The sequence below is a fragment of the Pseudomonas sp. FDAARGOS_380 genome (assembly GCF_002591235.1).
Taxonomy (GTDB): Bacteria; Pseudomonadota; Gammaproteobacteria; order Pseudomonadales; family Pseudomonadaceae; genus Aquipseudomonas; species Aquipseudomonas salmasensis.
On sequence record NZ_CP023969.1, the window covers coordinates 1,921,637 to 1,939,754 of the forward strand.

The 18,118-nt window shown below is 60.7% G+C and carries 20 protein-coding genes; 8 read left to right on the top strand and 12 right to left on the bottom strand.

Annotated elements, in window-relative coordinates; translation table 11 throughout:
* Positions 1–118: 118 nt before the first annotated feature.
* Positions 119–1,558: a cardiolipin synthase gene (cls, locus tag CRN80_RS09000; protein ID WP_098949987.1), complete on the bottom strand. Its 1,440-nt coding sequence runs from the start codon at positions 1,556–1,558 to the stop codon at positions 119–121.
* A gap of 130 nt (positions 1,559–1,688) precedes the next feature.
* Here cls and CRN80_RS09005 point away from each other — a divergent pair, with 130 nt between their 5' ends.
* Positions 1,689–2,210 carry a DUF3617 domain-containing protein gene (locus tag CRN80_RS09005; RefSeq protein ID WP_098949988.1) on the top strand — a complete coding sequence of 174 codons (522 nt, stop codon included), beginning with the start codon at positions 1,689–1,691 and terminating at the stop codon, positions 2,208–2,210.
* Here the strand turns inward: CRN80_RS09005 and CRN80_RS09010 are convergent.
* From CRN80_RS09010 to folE2, 6 genes are read right to left on the bottom strand one after another with little or no spacing between them, the layout of a single operon-like run.
* Entirely contained in the window at positions 2,207–3,544 is a 1,338-nt protein-coding gene (locus CRN80_RS09010; protein WP_098949989.1) for a dihydroorotase, read from the bottom strand. The two genes, CRN80_RS09005 and CRN80_RS09010, sit on opposite strands and share 4 nt — an antisense overlap.
* Positions 3,545–3,547: 3 nt before the next feature.
* Positions 3,548–4,108, bottom strand: a complete 561-nt coding sequence (locus CRN80_RS09015; RefSeq protein ID WP_005792581.1) for a DapH/DapD/GlmU-related protein — start codon at positions 4,106–4,108, stop codon at positions 3,548–3,550.
* The gene (locus CRN80_RS09020) at positions 4,105–4,983 is read right to left on the bottom strand and encodes a metal ABC transporter substrate-binding protein (protein WP_098949990.1); all 879 of its coding nucleotides are present in this window, start codon (positions 4,981–4,983) and stop codon (positions 4,105–4,107) included. Before CRN80_RS09020 ends, CRN80_RS09015 begins: the two co-directional genes overlap by 4 nt.
* Positions 4,984–4,994: 11 nt before the next feature.
* Positions 4,995–5,861, bottom strand: a complete 867-nt coding sequence (locus CRN80_RS09025; RefSeq protein ID WP_098949991.1) for a metal ABC transporter permease — start codon at positions 5,859–5,861, stop codon at positions 4,995–4,997.
* Positions 5,862–6,530: a metal ABC transporter ATP-binding protein gene (locus CRN80_RS09030; RefSeq protein ID WP_098949992.1), complete on the bottom strand. Its 669-nt coding sequence runs from the start codon at positions 6,528–6,530 to the stop codon at positions 5,862–5,864. It abuts the gene before it with no gap.
* On the bottom strand, positions 6,527–7,417 hold the full coding sequence (folE2, locus tag CRN80_RS09035) for a GTP cyclohydrolase FolE2 (protein ID WP_098949993.1): 891 nt from the start codon (positions 7,415–7,417) through the stop codon (positions 6,527–6,529). Before folE2 ends, CRN80_RS09030 begins: the two co-directional genes overlap by 4 nt.
* Before the next feature lie 128 nt (positions 7,418–7,545).
* Between folE2 and CRN80_RS09040 the strand changes: the two genes are divergently transcribed.
* Positions 7,546–8,757 carry an N-acetylmuramoyl-L-alanine amidase gene (locus CRN80_RS09040; protein ID WP_098949994.1) on the top strand — a complete coding sequence of 404 codons (1,212 nt, stop codon included), beginning with the start codon at positions 7,546–7,548 and terminating at the stop codon, positions 8,755–8,757.
* Here CRN80_RS09040 and CRN80_RS09045 read toward each other — a convergent pair.
* Positions 8,754–9,122, bottom strand: a complete 369-nt coding sequence (locus tag CRN80_RS09045) for a glutamine synthetase (protein ID WP_098949995.1) — start codon at positions 9,120–9,122, stop codon at positions 8,754–8,756. The genes CRN80_RS09040 and CRN80_RS09045 overlap by 4 nt on opposite strands.
* A gap of 126 nt (positions 9,123–9,248) precedes the next feature.
* On the opposite strand from CRN80_RS09045, the gene dksA reads away from it, so the two are divergent.
* From dksA to CRN80_RS09065, 4 genes are read left to right on the top strand one after another with little or no spacing between them, the layout of a single operon-like run.
* Positions 9,249–9,653: an RNA polymerase-binding protein DksA gene (gene dksA / locus CRN80_RS09050; RefSeq protein WP_032894419.1), complete on the top strand. Its 405-nt coding sequence runs from the start codon at positions 9,249–9,251 to the stop codon at positions 9,651–9,653.
* A 27-nt stretch (positions 9,654–9,680) separates the two neighbouring features.
* Positions 9,681–10,886 (top strand): zinc metallochaperone GTPase ZigA, encoded by a 1,206-nt coding sequence (gene zigA, locus CRN80_RS09055; RefSeq protein ID WP_032894420.1) that lies wholly within the window; start codon positions 9,681–9,683, stop codon positions 10,884–10,886.
* The gene (locus CRN80_RS09060) at positions 10,886–11,530 is read left to right on the top strand and encodes a DUF1826 domain-containing protein (protein WP_098949996.1); all 645 of its coding nucleotides are present in this window, start codon (positions 10,886–10,888) and stop codon (positions 11,528–11,530) included. The genes zigA and CRN80_RS09060 overlap by 1 nt, the downstream gene beginning before the upstream one ends.
* 44 nt (positions 11,531–11,574) lie before the next feature.
* Entirely contained in the window at positions 11,575–12,537 is a 963-nt protein-coding gene (locus tag CRN80_RS09065; protein WP_098949997.1) for a GTP-binding protein, read from the top strand.
* Here CRN80_RS09065 and CRN80_RS09070 read toward each other — a convergent pair.
* Entirely contained in the window at positions 12,531–12,926 is a 396-nt protein-coding gene (locus CRN80_RS09070; protein ID WP_003195752.1) for a DUF3301 domain-containing protein, read from the bottom strand. The two genes, CRN80_RS09065 and CRN80_RS09070, sit on opposite strands and share 7 nt — an antisense overlap.
* Positions 12,927–13,043: 117 nt before the next feature.
* Between CRN80_RS09070 and pdxY the strand changes: the two genes are divergently transcribed.
* Positions 13,044–13,916 (top strand): pyridoxal kinase PdxY, encoded by an 873-nt coding sequence (gene pdxY / locus CRN80_RS09075; RefSeq protein ID WP_003195749.1) that lies wholly within the window; start codon positions 13,044–13,046, stop codon positions 13,914–13,916.
* A gap of 133 nt (positions 13,917–14,049) precedes the next feature.
* On the opposite strand, the gene CRN80_RS09080 is transcribed toward pdxY, so the two are convergent.
* Positions 14,050–14,535: an acyl-CoA thioesterase gene (locus CRN80_RS09080; RefSeq protein WP_003195747.1), complete on the bottom strand. Its 486-nt coding sequence runs from the start codon at positions 14,533–14,535 to the stop codon at positions 14,050–14,052.
* A 283-nt stretch (positions 14,536–14,818) separates the two neighbouring features.
* Here CRN80_RS09080 and CRN80_RS09085 point away from each other — a divergent pair, with 283 nt between their 5' ends.
* Positions 14,819–16,576: a cation:proton antiporter gene (locus CRN80_RS09085; RefSeq protein WP_098949998.1), complete on the top strand. Its 1,758-nt coding sequence runs from the start codon at positions 14,819–14,821 to the stop codon at positions 16,574–16,576.
* Between the two features lie 102 nt (positions 16,577–16,678).
* Here the strand turns inward: CRN80_RS09085 and CRN80_RS09090 are convergent, their stop codons facing one another.
* Positions 16,679–17,086, bottom strand: coding sequence for an SMI1/KNR4 family protein (locus CRN80_RS09090; RefSeq protein WP_003195742.1), 408 nt, complete (start codon positions 17,084–17,086; stop codon positions 16,679–16,681).
* 135 nt (positions 17,087–17,221) lie between these two features.
* Entirely contained in the window at positions 17,222–18,088 is an 867-nt protein-coding gene (locus tag CRN80_RS09095; protein ID WP_003195740.1) for a Tim44 domain-containing protein, read from the bottom strand.
* Positions 18,089–18,118 lie beyond the last annotated feature (30 nt).

Here is an 18,118-nt window from a genome sequence, read left to right on the forward strand (position 1 = left end):
AGGAGCGAGCTTGCTCGCGAAAAACGTCAACGATAACGCGTGCTTGCTGAATGAACGCGGCGCCTGGGAGTTTTTCGCGAGCAAGCTCGCTCCTACATTATTGGTTTTGTGTTGGCGGTTAGAGGATGGGTGAGATCAAGCGCGCCACGCGCATGCCCAGTTGCTGCAGGCGACGGGTCTCGCGGCTTTCTTCCTGGCTGACTTCATGGGCCAGGGCAAAGTCGTCCAGCAGCATCTGTTCAACCTGGCTGGCGAAGGCTTCATCCACCGTCAGCAGCATCACTTCAAAATTCAGCCGGAACGAACGGTTGTCCATGTTGGCGCTGCCAATGGCGCTGATTTCGCTGTCCACCAACACCACCTTCTGATGCAAAAAGCCCGGGGTGTAGCGAAACACCCGCACGCCCGCTCGCACCGCTTCGTTGGCGTACAGGCTGGATGCGGCATACACGATGCGATGGTCGGGCCGTGACGGCAGCAGCAGGCGCACATCGACCCCGCGTAACACCGCCAAGCGCAGGGCGGCAAATACTGCCTCGTCGGGGATGAAGTACGGGCTGGTGATCCACACGCGCTCGGTCGCGGCATGGATGGCCTCGACGAAAAACAGCGAGCAGGTTTCATAAGGGTCCGCCGGGCCGCTGGCGAGTAACTGGCAGAGCACGCCGTCCTCGGGGTAGGCATCCGGCAGGATCAGCGGCGGGAGTTCCCGTGCCGCCCAGAACCAGTCCTCGGCAAACGACTCCTGCAGGCACGCCACCACTGGCCCGGTGACTTGCACATGGGTATCGCGCCATGGCGCCAGCGGCGGTTTTTTACCCAGGTATTCATCGCCTACGTTGTGCCCACCGACAAACCCGGTGATGCCGTCCACCACCACGATCTTGCGATGGTTACGGAAGTTGACCTGGAAACGATTGAGCCAGCCACTGCGGGTGGCGAACGCCTTGACCTGCACGCCAACGTCACGCAGAGCCTGCACGTAACGATGGGGCAGGGCGTGGCTGCCGATGCGGTCGTACAGCACGTAAATGGCCACGCCTTGGGCGGCTTTTTCCTTCAACAGGGCCTGCAACTGGCGACCCAGTTCGTCATCGTGAATGATGAAAAACTGGAACAGCACGGCGGTCTTTGCGTGACGGATAGCCTCGAAGATCGCGCCGAAAGTGGCGTCACCATTGATCAACAGGCGCACTTCATTATTGGCCAGGCACGGCATACGGCCCAGCTTGGGCATGGCCCGCAAAGAGGCATAGGCGCTGGAGTTGCGTGCTGCGAGCGCTTCCTCCACCCACGGGCGCCAGTTCAACTCGGTGATGGCCGTGTGCATTTCCTGGTTAGCCTGGCGACGGGCCTGGATGTACGCGTCGAAGGTGCTGCGGCCAAAAATCAGGTAGGGGATCAGCGTCAGGTAGGGCATGAACATCAGTGACAGCGCCCAGGCGATCGAGCCTTGCGCGGTGCGCACGGTCAGTACTGCGTGGATCGCGGCGAGCGTTCCCAGAAAGTGCAGCGTGGCAATGACGTAGGCGAGCAGGTGCGGGCCAAAGAAATCCATGAACGTCGTAACTCCGGGCAGTCCAGTGCGTAACAGACCATGAACGGCTGTGAATGTCGCTATTTTATTTGCCATGCAACACTGGCTGCTTTGCGACGTCTAACGCCCACAATTACCCAGGAGTTACCCGATGAATGCTCGTCTGTTTGGTTTGGCCATGGTTGTTGGTTTGTCGCTGCCTGTGGCGGCGCAGGCGCAGATGCTGGCGCCGGGCTTGTGGGAATTGACCACCAGCAATATGAAAGTCGATAACCAGGACCTGCCGGACTTGTCGCTGATCCTCGGTCAGCTCAAGCAACAGATGACCCCGGAACAGCGCGCCATGCTCGAAAAGCAAGGCATCAACATGGCCGGTAAGGGCGTGCAGGTGTGCCTGACCCCGGCTCAGGTGGCCTCCGACTCGATCCCGCTGACCGACCCCCAATCGGGCTGCAAACAGGAAGTCACCGACAAGAGCGGCAACCAGTGGAAGTTCCGCTTCAGTTGTCCGAAAGCCCAGGGCACTGGTGTGGCAACGTTCCAGAGCCAGAAAGAATTCACCACCAGCGTCAACGGTACCTTCAATGCCACCGGCATCCAGCAGAAGGGTAGCCTCGACAGCCACGCCCAGTGGCTGGGCAACGATTGCGGTTCGGTCAAACCTCGCGCTTAACGCCCAAACTGCAGGGGCAAGCCCTGGCAACTGTTGACCACCTGGCCGTTGTGCCAGGCCAGGTGGCCGCTGACCAATGTTGTACTTACGCTGTGACGAAAGCTGCGTTCTGCAAAGGGTGTCCAGCCGCAGCGGGCGAGGATGGGTTGGCTGCTGACCGGCTTGCCGGCAGGCTCCGGTTTGATCAGTACCAGGTCGGCCCAATAGCCTTCACGCACGTAGCCGCGATCAGCAATGGCGAACAGGTCGGCCACGCGGTGGCTGGTCTTGGCGACCAATGTGGTGAGGGGCAAATGCCCGTCGGCCACCAACTCCAGCAACGCCGGCAGGGCATGCTGCACCAGGGGCAAGCCTGAGGGTGCTTGCCGATAGGCCAACTGTTTTTGCGCCCAGGTATGTGGCGCATGGTCGGTGCCAATCACATCCAGACGGTGACTCAATAACGCCACGCGCAAAGCGTCGCGGTCGGCGCGGGTCTTGATCGCCGGGTTGCATTTGATCTGATGGCCAAGGCGGTGGTAATCGCGGTCATCGAACAGCAGGTGGTGCACGCAGACTTCGGCGGTGATGTGCTTGTCGGCCAGAGGCTTGTCTTCGAACAGCGCGAGTTCGCGAGCGCTGGTCAGGTGCAACACATGCAGGCGCGTGCCATGGCGTTTGGCCAATTCCACGGCGAACGATGACGAGCGATAACAGGCCTCGGCATCGCGGATCAGCGGATGAGCCACGGCGGGAATATGCTCGCCGAAGCGTTCGCGCAGGCGCTGCTCGTTTGCCAGGATGCTGGGCGTGTGTTCGCAGTGAGCGAGCAGGATGGTTGGCACCTCGGCAAACAGGCGCTCCAGAATGCGTGGGTCGTCCACCAGCATATTGCCGGTGGAGGCGCCCATGAACACTTTGACCCCAGCCACTTCACGGGGGTCAAGGGCCGCGACGGTGTCGAGGTTGTCGTTGCTCACGCCAAAGTGAAAGCCGTAGTTGGCCACTGAGTGCAGTGCGGCACGGCGCTTTTTATCGGCCAGGGCTTCCAGGTTCAGGGTGGCCGGGCTGGTGTTGGGCATGTCCATGAAGCTGGTGATGCCACCGGCCACCGCCGCGCGGGATTCGCTGTAGAAGCTGCCTTTTTCCGGCGCGCCGGGTTCGCGAAAATGCACTTGGTCGTCGATCATCCCTGGCAGTAGCCACTGGCCGTTGGCATCGATTTCCACTGGTTCGTTAGTGCCTTGAATGCTGGCGGCAATCTTCTCGATACGGCCATTGGCGATCAGTACGTCGGCGTCGAATACCTGGCCTTCGTTGACCAGGCGGGCGTTGCGGATCAGCAGGCGGCTCATGGTTCAGAACTCGTTTTGCAGGGCTTTGTAGCCGCGTACCAGGTCGACGTTGGTGCGTGCCACGTCTTCGGAAAACTCCGAGGCGCTGACACTCACCGGCGGGAACTGCGATAAATCGGTGTTGGGGCCGATACGCGTGGTGGAGGGCACGTAGAAGGCGGCGGGCAGGTCGCGGCCGTCCACCACTGAGTTGTGGCGCACCACGCATCCATCGCCCACGGCGCAATTGAACAGCACGCTGTTGAAGCCAATAAACACACGGTCGCCCACCGTGCAGGGGCCGTGGACGATGGAACGGTGGGCGATGGAGGTGAATTCACCGATGGTCACCGCTGCGCCGGACTTGGAGTGGATGACCACGCCGTCCTGAATGTTGGAATTGGCGCCGATGGTGATCGGGTCCATGGCGCCGCTGGCATCGACTTCGTCGGCGCGGATCACGGCGTAAGGGCCCACGAACACGTTCTCGCCGATGATGACTTTGCCGCAGATGATCGCGGTTTTATCGACGTAGGCCGACTCTGCAATCACCGGCAGGTCGCCGGAAGGATTTTTGCGGATCATGGCTGGCTCAGTGCGGCGCACAGGGTGTTGAGGTTGTATTCGAACAGCCCGATAAAGGTGCTGGCCGGGCCTTCTGTGGCGAGAGCGTCGGAATACAGCGTGCCGCCGATCTGTGCGCCGCTTTCGTCAGCGATCTGCTTGAGCAGGCGCGAGTCCTTGATGTTTTCCATGAACACGGCTTTGACCTTGTCCTTGCGAATCTGGGTGATCAGCGCGGCAACTTCAGCGGCCGAAGGGTCACGTTCGGTGGACAAGCCCTGGGGCGCGAGGAACTGGATGCCATAGGCCTGGCCCAGGTAACCGAAAGCGTCATGGGAGGTGACGATGCGGCGGTTACCCGGTGGCAGTGCGCCGAACTTGGCCTTGGCCTCGTCCAGCAGGCTATGGATTTGCTTGAGGTAGGCCTGGCTGTTGCGCAGGTAGGCGGTCTTGTTGGCCGGGTCGGCGGCCACCAGGGCCTTGGTGATGTTGCTCACATAGATCTCGGCATTGGCCAGGTTGTGCCAGGCGTGCGGGTCGGGAATGGTTTCGCCATCCTCGTCCATGGTGTGGGAAATCACGCCTTTGCTGGCGGTGACCACCGTTGCTTTGGTTTCGGTGCTGGTGACCAGGCGGTCCAGCCACGGCTCGAAACCCAGGCCGTTCTTGATGATGACCTTGGCCTTGAGCAGTGCCTTGGCGTCATCCGGCGTGGGTTCATAGGTATGGGCATCGGCGTCCGGGCCGACCATGTTACTGATCTGGATATGCTCGCCACCGATCTGGTGGGTGATGTCATCGAGAATACTGAAGCTGGTGACCACTTGGAGTTTGTCTGCCGCGTGAGCCATCGACAGCGGCAGCAGCAGACTGAACAGCACGAGTAGAGCGCGCATGGGAAAACACCTCATTGGGATGTGAGCAAAGGCGGGCGGCGCAACAAACCGTGCACCGGACCGAATACCACGGACAACAAATACCCAGCGCCCGCCACCAGCACGATGGCCGGGCCGCTGGGCAGTGAGTAGTAGAACGACAGCAGCAAACCCAACCACACCGACAGGCAGCCCAGCAGCGCCGATACTGCGATCAACACCGGCAAGCGTCGGCTCCAGAAGCGTGAGGCGATGGCCGGCAACATCATCAAGCCGACCACCATCAGCGCGCCGATGGCCTGGAAGCCAATCACCAGGTTCAGCACCACCAGGGTCAGGAACACGCCATGGGCGAGGGGGCCGAGGCGGCTGACCGTTTGCAGGAACAGCGGGTCGAGGGTGTCCAGCAGTAGCGGTTTGTAGATCAGCGCCATGGCGATCAGGCTGAAACCCGAGACCCAGAGCATGCCGGTCAGGGTGGTGTGATCCACGGCCAGGGCGGAGCCGAACAGCAGGTGCAGCAGGTCCAGGCGCTTGCCGGCAAGGCCCAGGATCAGTACGCCGGCGGCAAGAGAGATGGGGTAGATGGCCGCGAGGCTGGCGTCTTCACGCAGCCCGGTGCGGCGGGTGATCCACGCGGCCAGGCCGGCCATGCTCAGGCCCGCACCCAGGCCGCCGAGGGTCAGCGCGGGCAGGCTTAGCCCGGCGAACCAGAAGCCCAGGGCGGCGCCGGGCAGGATGCCGTGGGCTACCGCATCACCGATCAGGCTCATGCGCCGCAGGATCAGAAACACCCCCAGCGGCGCCGTGCTGCAGGCCAGTACCAAACCGCCGATGAGTGCGCGGCGCATAAAAACAAATTCATGAAACGGCAGCCACAAGTGCGCAGTGAAGTGCATTCAGGCCACCTGCATCTGCGGTTGCGGGCGGATCAGCTCTTTGCTGGGGCCGAATACGCAGCCGGTGTTTTTGATCTGCAGTACGTGCTGGGTGTGGTGGCGCACGGAGGCCAGGTCATGGCAGACGATCACCAGGGTGCGGCCTTCGCTGTGCCAGGCATGGATGTGTTTCCAGCACAGCGCCTGGCCATCCTCGTCGAGGGCTGCATGAGGTTCATCGAGCAGCAGGACAGGTGCATCGGCCAGGCTCATGCGTGCCAGCAGGGCGCGCTGCAATTCGCCGCCGGACAGTGCCATCAAGGGGCGGTGTTCCAGGCCAATCAGACACCAGTCTTCCAGTACCGCTTGCAGGCGTTGGCTGCGTTGTTGAGCGGTGTGTTGGGTGCCCCAAAAACCTGCAGCCACCAGTTCTTGCAGGCTGATAGGAAACTGGCGGTCCAAGTGTTGCTGCTGGGGCAGGAAGGCCAGGCCGCCACGGCGTGGAACATCCACGATGACCTTTCCCGTCAAAGGCTTTTGCAGGCCGGCGATGACTTTGAGCAGGCTGCTCTTGCCCGTGCCGTTGGCGCCGATGATGCCGGTGAGGCTGCCTTTTTTCAGGGTCAAATCCAATGCCGGGGTGAGCGGTTGCCCAGGGGCACCCCAGCGCAACACGTTGCAGGTGATCATGCAGAAGCTCTCGTCCAGCGGCTTTCAGCCACGGCATCGTGCGCGTGCAGGCTTTCGGCGTGGATCACTTTGAGGTGGAAGGCGTTGATGGCATCCGAGCGTTTCAAGGCGAGGTTCAGGCGGCGAGCGGCGTCTTCGCAGAACATCAGGTTCTGCCCGTTGGCCAAGGCGAAGGCTTGTTCGTCTGCGCGTTTCACCGCGGTTTGTACGGCGGTGCCGAGCGCGGCTTCGGCAGCGTTGATCAAGTCGACTATCGGCAGGTCAGTACCTTGCAGATGAACGTGCAACTGCGCGCTGCTGCGTTGGCTATGGGGTGTGGCGACGATGCCGTTAGCGCTGCCGAGCCAGGCCAGCACCGCTTCGTGCTGTAACGGTGTGTTGGCGAAATCATCGACAAATTGCTGCTGAATCAACTGTCTGGCGAGGGCGGCGGAGCAAGGGCAGGTTGAGGAGTAAGTAACGTCAATTTTTAGTTCCACGTGGAACATCTGGTTTTCTAGACGTGCTTCGATGCTCACCGGGTAGGTCTTCCAGCCAGCTAATGGGCTGACCAGTGCAGGGCGTTTAAGCAGCAACTGGGTATGGATGCGCAGGTAAGCGTTCTTAGATAAACCTTCATGTGTGTCGAGAAAACGCTGCAGTACATTACGCAGCAGTGCAGGTGTCAGCGGCTGTTGATCAAGCATTTCCAGGGCCAGATACAGGCGTGACATATGAATGCCACGGGCCGTGCCGTCGTCCAGGCTTACGCCCGCGTCAGCGGTGGCGGCCATGTGTTGACCGTCAATCAGGATCGGCAAGGCGATGCCGCACATCCCCACCCAGTCGAGTGGCAAGGCTTGGCGTGAAGCCTGCGCGGCAATGTCCGGCAGAGTCAGCGCATTCATAAGCAGGTCCATCGTTGGAAATAATTCGACATGTTATAGTATAACAATACGAGCTACGATGAATTTTCTGCTCCAGCCTTTGTTCAGTCATATCGAGTAGGGACGCTCCTTTATCTGCGGTATATGTCATGCACAGACGTCAGCTCCTCAACCTGCTGCTGGTCAGCCCCCTGTTCACCTTGCCTTTGGGGGCTTACGCCACGCAGATTCGCAATGCACGCCTGTGGCGCTCGGACGATAAGCTGCGCCTGGTGTTCGACCTCAGCGGCCCGGTGCAATACAAGACCTTTTCCCTGACCTCACCAGACCGATTGATCATCGACTTGAGTGGCGCCGGGCTCAGCGGCGACTTTTCCCAATTGGCGTTGAAGAACAGTGGGATTACCTCGATCCGTTCCGGGCATTTCGGCAAGAGCGATACGCGCATCGTGCTGGACCTGGTCGAGCCCATGCAGCTCAACAGTTTCGTGCTGCCGCCCCAGGATGGCCAAGGCCATCGCCTGGTGCTGGACTTGACCAACGCGACCCGTGCGCCCAGGCAAATCGCCGCTGAGCCGGCACCCTTGGTGGCGCCGGTAGACAAGGCGCATCCCAAGCGCGACATCATCGTGGTGGTCGACCCCGGCCATGGCGGCAAAGACCCCGGCGCCATCGGCTCCAAGGGCCAGCGCGAAAAAGATGTGGTGCTGTCGATTGCCCAGTTGCTGGCTAAACGCCTGAAACGCGAAAAGGGTTTTGACGTAAAACTGGTGCGCAACGACGACTTCTTCGTGCCGCTGCGCAAGCGCGTGGATATCGCCCGCCAGCACAAGGCCGATATGTTTATCTCGGTACATGCCGACGCCGCGCCACGGCTGACTGCGTCGGGCGCCTCGGTGTATGCGTTGTCTGAAGGCGGCGCCACCTCGGCCACAGCGCGTTTCATGGCCCAGCGCGAAAATGGCGCCGACTTGCTGGGCGCTACCACCTTGCTCAATCTGAAGGACAAGGACCCGATGTTGGCCGGGGTGATTCTCGACATGTCGATGAACGCGACCATCGCCTCCAGCCTGCAACTGGGCAACTCGGTATTGGGCAGCCTGCAAAACATCACCAGCCTGCATCAGAAACGTGTGGAGCAGGCCGGGTTCGCCGTGCTCAAGTCACCGGACGTACCCTCGATTTTGGTGGAGACGGGCTTCATCTCCAACGCTCGCGACGCCCAGCGGCTGGTGACGGCGCGCCATCAACAGGCGGTGGCGGATGGCCTTTTCGAAGGCCTCAACCGTTACTTCCAGAAGAACCCACCCATGAACAGCTACATGGCCTGGGTGCAGGCGCAGAAAAACAGCCAGGCCTAACAGCCGGTCATTCGGCTGCAGGTGAACTTGGCGCTGGCGCCTCCTGAGCTGGAAAAGCGGTTGATGGTGGTCCAGCCCACGCGCCGCGTGTAGCCGACCCACGCCTCGCCATCCGATGCCAACCCGGTAAAGAACGTCAGTTGCCCATACCGGCTGTTGGTCTGCGCCCAATAGCGTTTGCCGATCACTTCGAAACCGCGCAGATACGTAGTGCTGCCGACGGTTGCCACGCTATAGGCATTGCCCAACGGGTCTACACAGGCCAGCAGGGTGGCGCTGCGTGTGCACTTGGCAACCAGGCTGGGGGCCTGGGCGCAGGCAGGCCCGGCCGCTGCCAATAGCAGGGCGCACAGCAGATATCTCATCGGGTTTCTCAGCATAAGAAGGTGACCCAGCATTGCGCCCTTCGTCGCGGCGAGCAAGAGGGATTGGCTTATTTGTATTGTTATACTATAACATAAAAGCACAGCCCGACCCGCGAACCGTTTCCCATGACCGAACAAGATTTGTTGGCCCAACCAGCGGCCGACTATATGAATGAGGCCCAACAACGCTTCTTCCGCGAGCTGTTGCTGGCTCAGCGCGATGACCTGCAAGCCCGTATCGACGCGCAGTTCCAGGCACTGCGCGAGCAGGAAACCAACAGCGACCTGGCGGACATCGGCAGTGCCGAAGAGCAACGCCAATGGCAACTGCGCCTGCTGGAGCGTGAAAAGAAGCTGTTGGACAAGATCGACGACGCCCTGGAGCTGCTGGCCCGTGGCGAATACGGCTGGTGCCGTGAAACCGGCGAACCCATCGGCCTGCCACGCCTGCTGCTGCGTCCCACCGCCACCTTGTGTATCGAAGCCAAAGAACGTGAAGAGCTGCGCGAACGCCATAAACGGGCAGTTTGACCGGCCAACCTTGATGAGGAATACCTGATGCCCAATCGTCTCCCTGTGACCGTGTTGTCCGGCTTTCTCGGCGCCGGTAAAAGTACGCTGCTCAACTATGTCCTACGCAACCGCGACAACCTGCGGGTGGCGGTGATCGTCAACGACATGAGCGAAATCAACATCGACGGCAGCGAGGTGCAGCGTGATGTCACGCTCAATCGTTCGGAAGAAAAACTGGTGGAAATGAGCAACGGCTGCATCTGCTGCACCTTGCGTGAAGACTTGCTTGAAGAAGTGGGAAAACTCGCCAAGGAAGGTCGTTTCGATTACCTGCTGATCGAATCCACCGGTATTTCCGAACCTTTGCCCGTGGCCGAAACCTTCACTTTTCGCGATGAAAACGAGCAAAGCCTGGCCGACATTGCACGCCTGGACACCATGGTCACGGTGGTCGACGGTATGAATTTCCTGCTCGACTACCAGGCTGCCGAAAGCCTGGCTTCACGGGGCGAAACCCTCGGTGAAGAGGATGAACGCTCCATCACCGACCTGTTGATCGAACAGATCGAATTCGCCGACGTCATCCTCATCAGCAAGATCGACCTGATCAGCAGCCGCGAGCGCGAAGAACTGATGGCCATTCTCGAACGCCTCAACGCCCAGGCGGAAATCATCCCGATGGTCATGGGCGAAGTGCCGCTGAACAAGATCCTCAACACTGGCCGTTTCGACTTCGAACGCGCCGCCCAGGCACCGGGCTGGTTGCAGGAATTGCGCGGTGAGCATGTGCCGGAAACCGAAGAATACGGCATTGCGTCCACCGCTTACCGTGCGCGCCGGCCCTTCCATCCACAGCGGTTTTTCGACTTTATCGACCGCCCCTGGGTCAACGGCAAGCTGTTGCGCTCCAAGGGTTTCTTCTGGTTGGCGAGCAAACATCAGGATGCGGGCAGTTGGTCCCAGGCGGGTGGCTTGATGCGTCATGGGTTTGCCGGGCGTTGGTGGCGCTTTGTGCCGAAAAGCCAGTGGCCGCAGGACGAGGAAAGCGTGGCGGCAATCATGGCTAACTGGCAGTTGAGCACCGGCGACTGCCGTCAGGAGCTGGTGTTTATCGGGCAAAACATCGACTTTGCCCAGATGCGTGCCGAGCTGGACGCCTGCTTGCTCAACGATGAAGAAATGGCCCTGGGTGTCGAAGGTTGGCGCCAGATGCCCGACCCCTTTGGCCCTTGGTATGAGCAGGTAGCCTGATGCTGGCCCCGGTGATTCCCCTGCGCCCAGTCATCCGCCAAAGCTTCGGAGAAACGCCGCTGGCGCTGTCCGACATCCTCAATGATGGCGTCAACCTGGCGATCTGGCAGCGCCAACTGCCCCTGCATATCGCCGAGTTTGGCGCTTTGCTGGTGGCGCTCGATGAGCCACTGGCCGAATCCTTGGTGATCGAGTTGAGCAACGAAGACGCGGTGCCGAACTTGCAGGGTTTGGCCTCCAGTTGTTGTGATCTTGAAGGTTACGACGGGTTTGTCGCCGATGTGTCGTGGCTGGTCAGTGCCTTCGCTTGCCTGCTCGGTGCCAAGCGCATCGGCGTGCGTTTACGGCTGTTGGACAAAGCCATGTGCCCGCGCTTTCACGTCGATCACGTGCCGGTTCGGCTGATCACCACCTACGCCGGTATCGGCAGCCAATGGTTGCGCGAAGGCCTCATGGACCGGCGCACATTGAGCCAGGCGGATGCCGAGCCCACTGAGCGTATCGAGCAGATCCACTGCGGTGAAGTGGCGCTGCTCAAAGGCACCAAATGGCACGGCAACGAAGGGCATGGCTTGATCCACCGCTCGCCGGCGCTCAAGGCCGATGAGCGACGGTTGATCCTGACGCTGGATTGGCTGGCATAACCGCGTAGGATCAAACGCTCTAAACGGCCTGAACCATGCCTCTTATGCTGCAGAACATTCCTACCCATGTGATCGCTGGGCCCTTGGGCGCCGGCAAGACCAGCTTGATCAAGCACCTGCTTGCCCAGCGCCCGGCCAACGAGCGCTGGGCGGTGCTGATCAACGAGTTCGGCCAGATCGGCCTGGACGCAGCCCTACTCACACAAGACGATGACGGTATCGCCTTGGGCGAGGTGGCGGGCGGCTGTTTGTGCTGTGTGAACGGTGCACCCTTCCAGGTAGGGTTGGGCCGCCTGTTGCGTAAGGCCAAGCCGGATCGGCTGTTTATCGAGCCCTCAGGCCTGGGCCATCCGGCGCAACTGCTCAAGCAACTGCGGCAGGCGCCATGGCAAAACGTGCTGGCCGTGCAGCCTTGTGTGCTGGTACTCGATGCCCAGGCGTTGGCGGCGGGCAGGCCGTTGCCCCAGGCACAGCAGGAGGCGTTGGCCAGTGCCGGCCTGCTGGTGCTGAACAAGGACGAGACGCTGACTGCTACGCAACGTCAGACGATTGAAGCGCAATTACCCGATTGCCCGCTCCATTGGACACGCCAGGCGCAATTGCCACTCAACCTGTTGCCCGGTTTGAAAGCGCAGGCCCAAAGCGCTGTGGATAACTTTGCGGTGCCTGATGCGGTGGGGCAAATGCCGGCGATCTGGAGCGACCCTGGGCTGCCGATTTGTCTGAGCCAGAGCCAGGAGGGCGGCTGGAGCATTGGCTGGCGTTGGCACCCAAGCCAGCGATTCGATGTCAGCCGTTTGCAGCGCTGGCTATCGAGTCTCGACTGGCGCCGTGCCAAATTGGTTATCCACGGCGTTGAGGGTTGGGTGTCCGCCAACGCTGTGGATAACACTCCACTGCACTGGCAACTCAGCGCATGGCGGCGCGATTCACGTGTTGAATTGATCTTCAGCAAACCACAGGACGTGGCCGCCATGCAGAGCGCCCTGGCAGCCTGCCGTTACTGATGTTTCTTGCTGGCGTGGTCCTGGCGCCACTGGCTCAATTCGATGATCTCGGCGCTGGGCAGCGGCTCCTTGGTTTCGAACGGGTAGGGCGCCAGTTCGATCTGCGCACTGTGGGCGCCAAATTGGGTGATGACCCCGGCGTGCCGGGTTTCGCCGGTCACGGTGAACTCGAAATTATAGATACGCGCCAAGCGTCGGCGGCCATTGGCATCCTTCACGAAGCCGATGCGTTTAAGTGCCACGGCACCGTCGAGCAGCTCGATATCAAGCTTGGCGCAATGCTGCTTGACCCGCGCCAGCGCCCGTTCACGCAGGCCGTGGTTGTGCCAAACCCAGGCGGCGCCGGTTGCCAGCAGCATCAAGACGAAGATGTTTCCCAGGGTCAGCATTCCATGAACTCCAACAAAGTGAGCGCAGCTTAACTGTGTCGCCGGTCTGTCGTACAGGCTGCGTTTAGTCGCATACTGCTCGGCCAGAAATTCAACGGTTTTACGGAAATCTCCCGCATGAAACGTACACCTCACCTGCTTGCGATCCAGTCTCATGTGGTCTTCGGCCACGCCGGAAACAGCGCCGCCGTGTTCCCCATGCAGCGGGTCGGGGTGAACGTCTGGCCGCTCAACACGGTGCAGTTCTCCAACCACACACAGTATGGACAGTGGGCGGGCGAAGTGTTGGCGCCGCAGCAAATTCCTGCATTGGTGGAGGGCATTGCCGCGATCGGCGAGCTGGGCAACTGTGATGCGGTGCTGTCCGGATACCTGGGCAGTGCAGACCAGGGCCGCGCCATCCTCAGCGGTGTGGCGCGCATCAAGGCGATCAACCCCAAGGCGCTGTACCTGTGCGACCCGGTGATGGGCCACCCGGAAAAGGGTTGCATCGTGCCGCAGGAGGTCAGCGATTTCCTCTTGGATGAAGCCGCCGCCATGGCGGATTTCCTGTGCCCCAACCAACTGGAGCTGGACAGTTTTGCCGGGCGCAAGCCGCAATCGCTGTTCGATTGCCTGGCGATGGCCAAGGCCTTGCTGGCGCGCGGGCCCAAAGCGGTGCTGGTCAAGCACCTGGATTACCCAGGCAAACTGCCAGAAGGCTTTGAAATGCTGTTGGTGACGGCTGATGGCAGCTGGCACTTACGCCGGCCACTGCTGGCGTTTCCGCGTCAGCCAGTGGGCGTCGGCGACCTGACGTCCGGGCTGTTCCTGGCGCGGGTACTGTTGGGTGATAGCCTGGTGGCTGCCTTTGAATTCACCGCCGCGGCCGTGCATGAAGTGCTGCTGGAAACCCAGGCCTGCGCCAGTTATGAACTGGAACTGGTGCGGGCCCAGGACCGTATTGCCCATCCGCGTGTGCGCTTCGAAGCCACACCGATCAGTCTGTAAGCGCCCAGAACCCAATGTGGGAGCGGGCTTGCCCGCGATGGCGGTATCTCAGTCAAAGCGATGTCGACTGAACCACTGCTATCGCGGGCAAGCCCGCTCCCACATTTTTTTGAGTTGATTCGCCGCTTGGAGTTTACGGCGCGTCGGCTTTGATTTCCCGGTAGCGCTTTTCCAATTCCTGGCGAATCTGCCGACGCTGCTGGGCCTGCACAAAGCGGCGCTTGTCTTCGCTGTTCTGCGGCTGCAACGGTGGTACAGCGGCAGGTTTGCGCTGGTCGTCCACGGCCACCATGGTGAAGAAGCAGCTGTTGGTATGGCGCACCGAGCGTTCACGGATGTTCTCGGTCACCACCTTGATGCCCACTTCCATCGACGTATTGCCGGTGTAGTTGACTGACGCCAGGAAGGTCACCAGTTCACCGACATGGATCGGCTCGCGAAAGATCACCTGGTCTACCGACAACGTGACCACATAACGACCGGCATAACGGCTGGCGCAGGCGTAGGCCACTTCGTCGAGGTACTTGAGCAGCGTGCCGCCGTGCACATTGCCAGAGAAGTTGGCCATGTCAGGGGTCATCAGTACCGTCATCGACAGCTGGGCGTTTCCGGGTTCCATAGCACACTCACGGGTTGTAGGCATTGGTTGGGGGGAAGGCACCTCTGCGGGTACTCAAGGTCTTTGCAGCGCCATCCCTAACGGGACGCCGTCAGGCGGCTTGCCGTCACGCGCGCAGCGATCTGTTTCCATATATTGCACCGGCTTTCCAGCAGAAGTCGCGGTGTTACCCTTCAAAAGCCCTTCTCAGGGCTTTTCTTACGATCAAGGCAGACTTTTCCGACCCTACAAAGGCGCGGCCGGAAGTGGGAAAAGTGCCGGCACCCTCAAGGAGCCCCTCGCCATGCACGCCATCAGCTTTATCCAGGACTTGGCCGTGATCATGCTGGTGGCAGGGGTGGTCACCATCCTGTTTCACCGCTTCAAGCAGCCGGTGGTGTTGGGCTACATCGTCGCCGGCTTCATTATCGGCCCCCACACCCCGCCGTTTGGCCTGATCCACGATGAAGACACGATCAAGACCCTGGCGGAGCTGGGGGTGATCTTCCTGATGTTCTGCCTGGGCCTGGAATTCAGCCTGCGCAAGCTATTCAAAGTCGGGGCCACGGCGTTTATCGCGGCGTTCCTGGAAATCGTGCTGATGATCTGGATCGGCTACGAGATCGGTCGCTGGTTCGACTGGAGCACCATGGACTCGCTGTTCCTCGGCGCGATCCTGGCAATCTCCTCGACCACCATTATCGTCAAGGCCCTCAACGACTTGAAGATGAAAGACCAGCGGTTCGCCCAGCTGATTTTCGGTGTGCTGATTGTCGAGGACATCCTGGGTATCGGCATCATTGCCTTGCTGTCGAGCATTGCCGTGAGTGGCACGGTCAGCTCCGGCGAGGTGTTCGCCACGGTCGGCAAGCTCTCGCTGTTCATGATCGTCGCCCTGGTGATTGGTATTTTGCTGGTGCCGCGCCTGCTGGCCTATGTGGCCAGGTTCGAAAGCAACGAGATGCTGCTGATCACCGTGTTGGGCCTGTGTTTCGGCTTCTGCCTGCTGGTGGTGAAGTTGGAGTACAGCATGGTACTCGGGGCCTTTCTGATCGGCGCAATCATGGCTGAATCCCGCCAGTTGATTAAGATCGAGCGCCTGATCGAACCCGTTCGCGACATGTTCAGCGCAATTTTCTTCGTGGCGATTGGCTTGATGATCGACCCGCAGATCCTGCTGCAATACGCCTGGCCCATTGCAGTGATCACTGTGGCCGTGGTGGTGGGCAAGATGCTGTCTTGCGGGCTGGGCGCGTTTATCGCCGGCAACGATGGCCGCACCTCGCTGCGGGTCGGTATGGGGCTGTCACAAATTGGCGAGTTTTCTTTCATCATCGCGGCGTTGGGGATGACGCTACAGGTCACCAGCGACTTTCTGTACCCCGTGGCGGTGGCCGTTTCGGCGATCACCACGCTGCTCACGCCCTACCTGATCCGTGGCGCGGACCCACTGTCGTTGAAGATCGCGGCGGTGATGCCCAAGCGTATGAGCCGGGTGTTCGGCATGTATGGCGAATGGCTGCGCAGCATTCAGCCTCAGGGCGAGGGGGCAATGTTGGCCGCGATGATCCGCAAGATCATCCTGCAGGTCGGGGTAAACCTGGCGTTGGTGATCGCGATCTTCTTTGCCGGCAGCTTTTTCGCGGAGCGCATCGGTGGGTATCTGCAGGGCTGGGTCAGCGATCAGAGTTGGCAGAAGGCGTTGATCTGGGGCGGGGCGCTGCTGGTGTCGTTGCCGTTCCTGATTGCGGCGTATCGCAAGCTCAAGGCGTTGTCGATGCTGCTGGCGGAGATGAGCGTGAAGCCGGAAATGGCCGGGCGGCATACCCAGCGTGTGCGACGGGTGATTGCCGAGCTGATCCCCATCTTGTCGCTGCTGGTGATCTTTTTGCTATTGGCAGCCTTGTCGGCCAGTATTCTGCCGACCAACAAGTTGCTGGTGCTGATTGCCGTGGTCACGGCGGCGGTGGCTGCAGTGCTCTGGCGCTGGTTTATCCGTGTGCATACGCGGATGCAGGTTGCGTTGCTGGAGACGCTGGATAACCACAAGGACACACCGTAGGAGCGAGCTTGCTCGCGAAGATCGTTAACGATAACGCGGGAAACCTGACACCCAGCGGCGCCCTCAGATTTCTCGCGAGCAAGCTCGGCTCCTACAAGGGACTCAGCTTTCCAGCCAGACGTCCCGCGCCCAGTGCCACACCGATTCCCAGGTTTCTTCCTGGACGAGTTCTTCTTCGGCAGACCACAACACCACGGTGCCGTCTTCTTCGACGCAGTAGTAGTCATCGCCGTCCTGGCAGATTGGGATCAGGCTGCGATCCACACCGGCATCCCAGGCGTTGGCGGCAACGTCCGGCAGGTAGGTGTGGGACTGCGGGTCGGTGACGGTCACTGGCTCCAGGCTGCCATAGACCACGTCACTGACGGTCAGCAGGAATTCGCGGAAGACAAAGGGGATGTCGATGAACAGTTGTTCTTCGATTTCCACCAGTTGGTCTTCGTCAGGTAGCTCCAAAGGAACCGGGACCGGTTCGTTGGCTTCACGCAGTTGTTCGATGATTTCTTCCACGGCCGGGATCCTCTTGCTAGATGGCGCGGTTTATAGGGGCGTTTTATACAGTAGCTCGCTATAAGTGCAACCGTGAAATAGAAAACCCCGGACATGTCCGGGGTTTTTGTTACCGCTTGCTCAACCGCGCAGGTATTAGCCGTTCTGGCGGATACCGGCGACCAGCCATGGCTGGTCGTCGCCCTGGGCGCGTTCCATGTTCCAGCTTTCGCTGAACACTTCGCCCTGGTCGAAACGCGAGGACTTCGACACACCGCTGAAGGTCAGGGTGGCGATGGTCTTGTCGGCGCGATCATCCACGCCGTCGAGCTGTACGCGCAGGTCGTCGATGTAGGTCGACTGGAAGGCGTCACCGATCTCGGCACGTTCGCGCTTGAGGAACTCCAGCAGTTGCGGGGTCACGAACTCGGAGATCTTGTCCATTTCGTTGGCGTCCCAGTGCTGTTGCAGGGACTGGAAGTGGCTGCGGGCCGCTTCGACGAAACGCTCTTCGTTGAACCAGGCCGGTGCGTTGATCACCGGACGGGCGGCAGGGGCTGCCGAACCACCGAAGATCGAACCCATTGCAGGCTTTTGTTCGAACGCTTCACGCTGCATCGGCGCGCCGGCTGGAGCCAGGTGCTCCTGCTGCTTGCGGCGACGGGCGGCGATAAAGCGGAAGACCAAAAAGGCGATGACGCCCATGATCAGGATGTCGAAGATCTGCATGCCCTGGAAGCCGTCGCCCATGAACATGGACGCCAGCAGGCCACCGGCGGCGATGCCAGCCAGTGGGCCCAGCCAGCGCGAAGCACCGCCGGCCTTGGCAGCAGCGCCAGCGGCACCGGCTGCGCCTGCAGTCGCCGCAGCACCGCCCGCACCGGCGGATGGAGCCATTTGGCTGGTCTGGTGAGTCGGTGCCGCGCCCGAGCTTTTGCCGCCACCGAAGCGTTTGGCGTTGGCGTCGAGGCTCATCGTCAGGCCGATGCACAACGCCATGGCGATGCTAAGAAAACGTTTCATATAGGGAATTCCCATTTGTGGATTGCACGC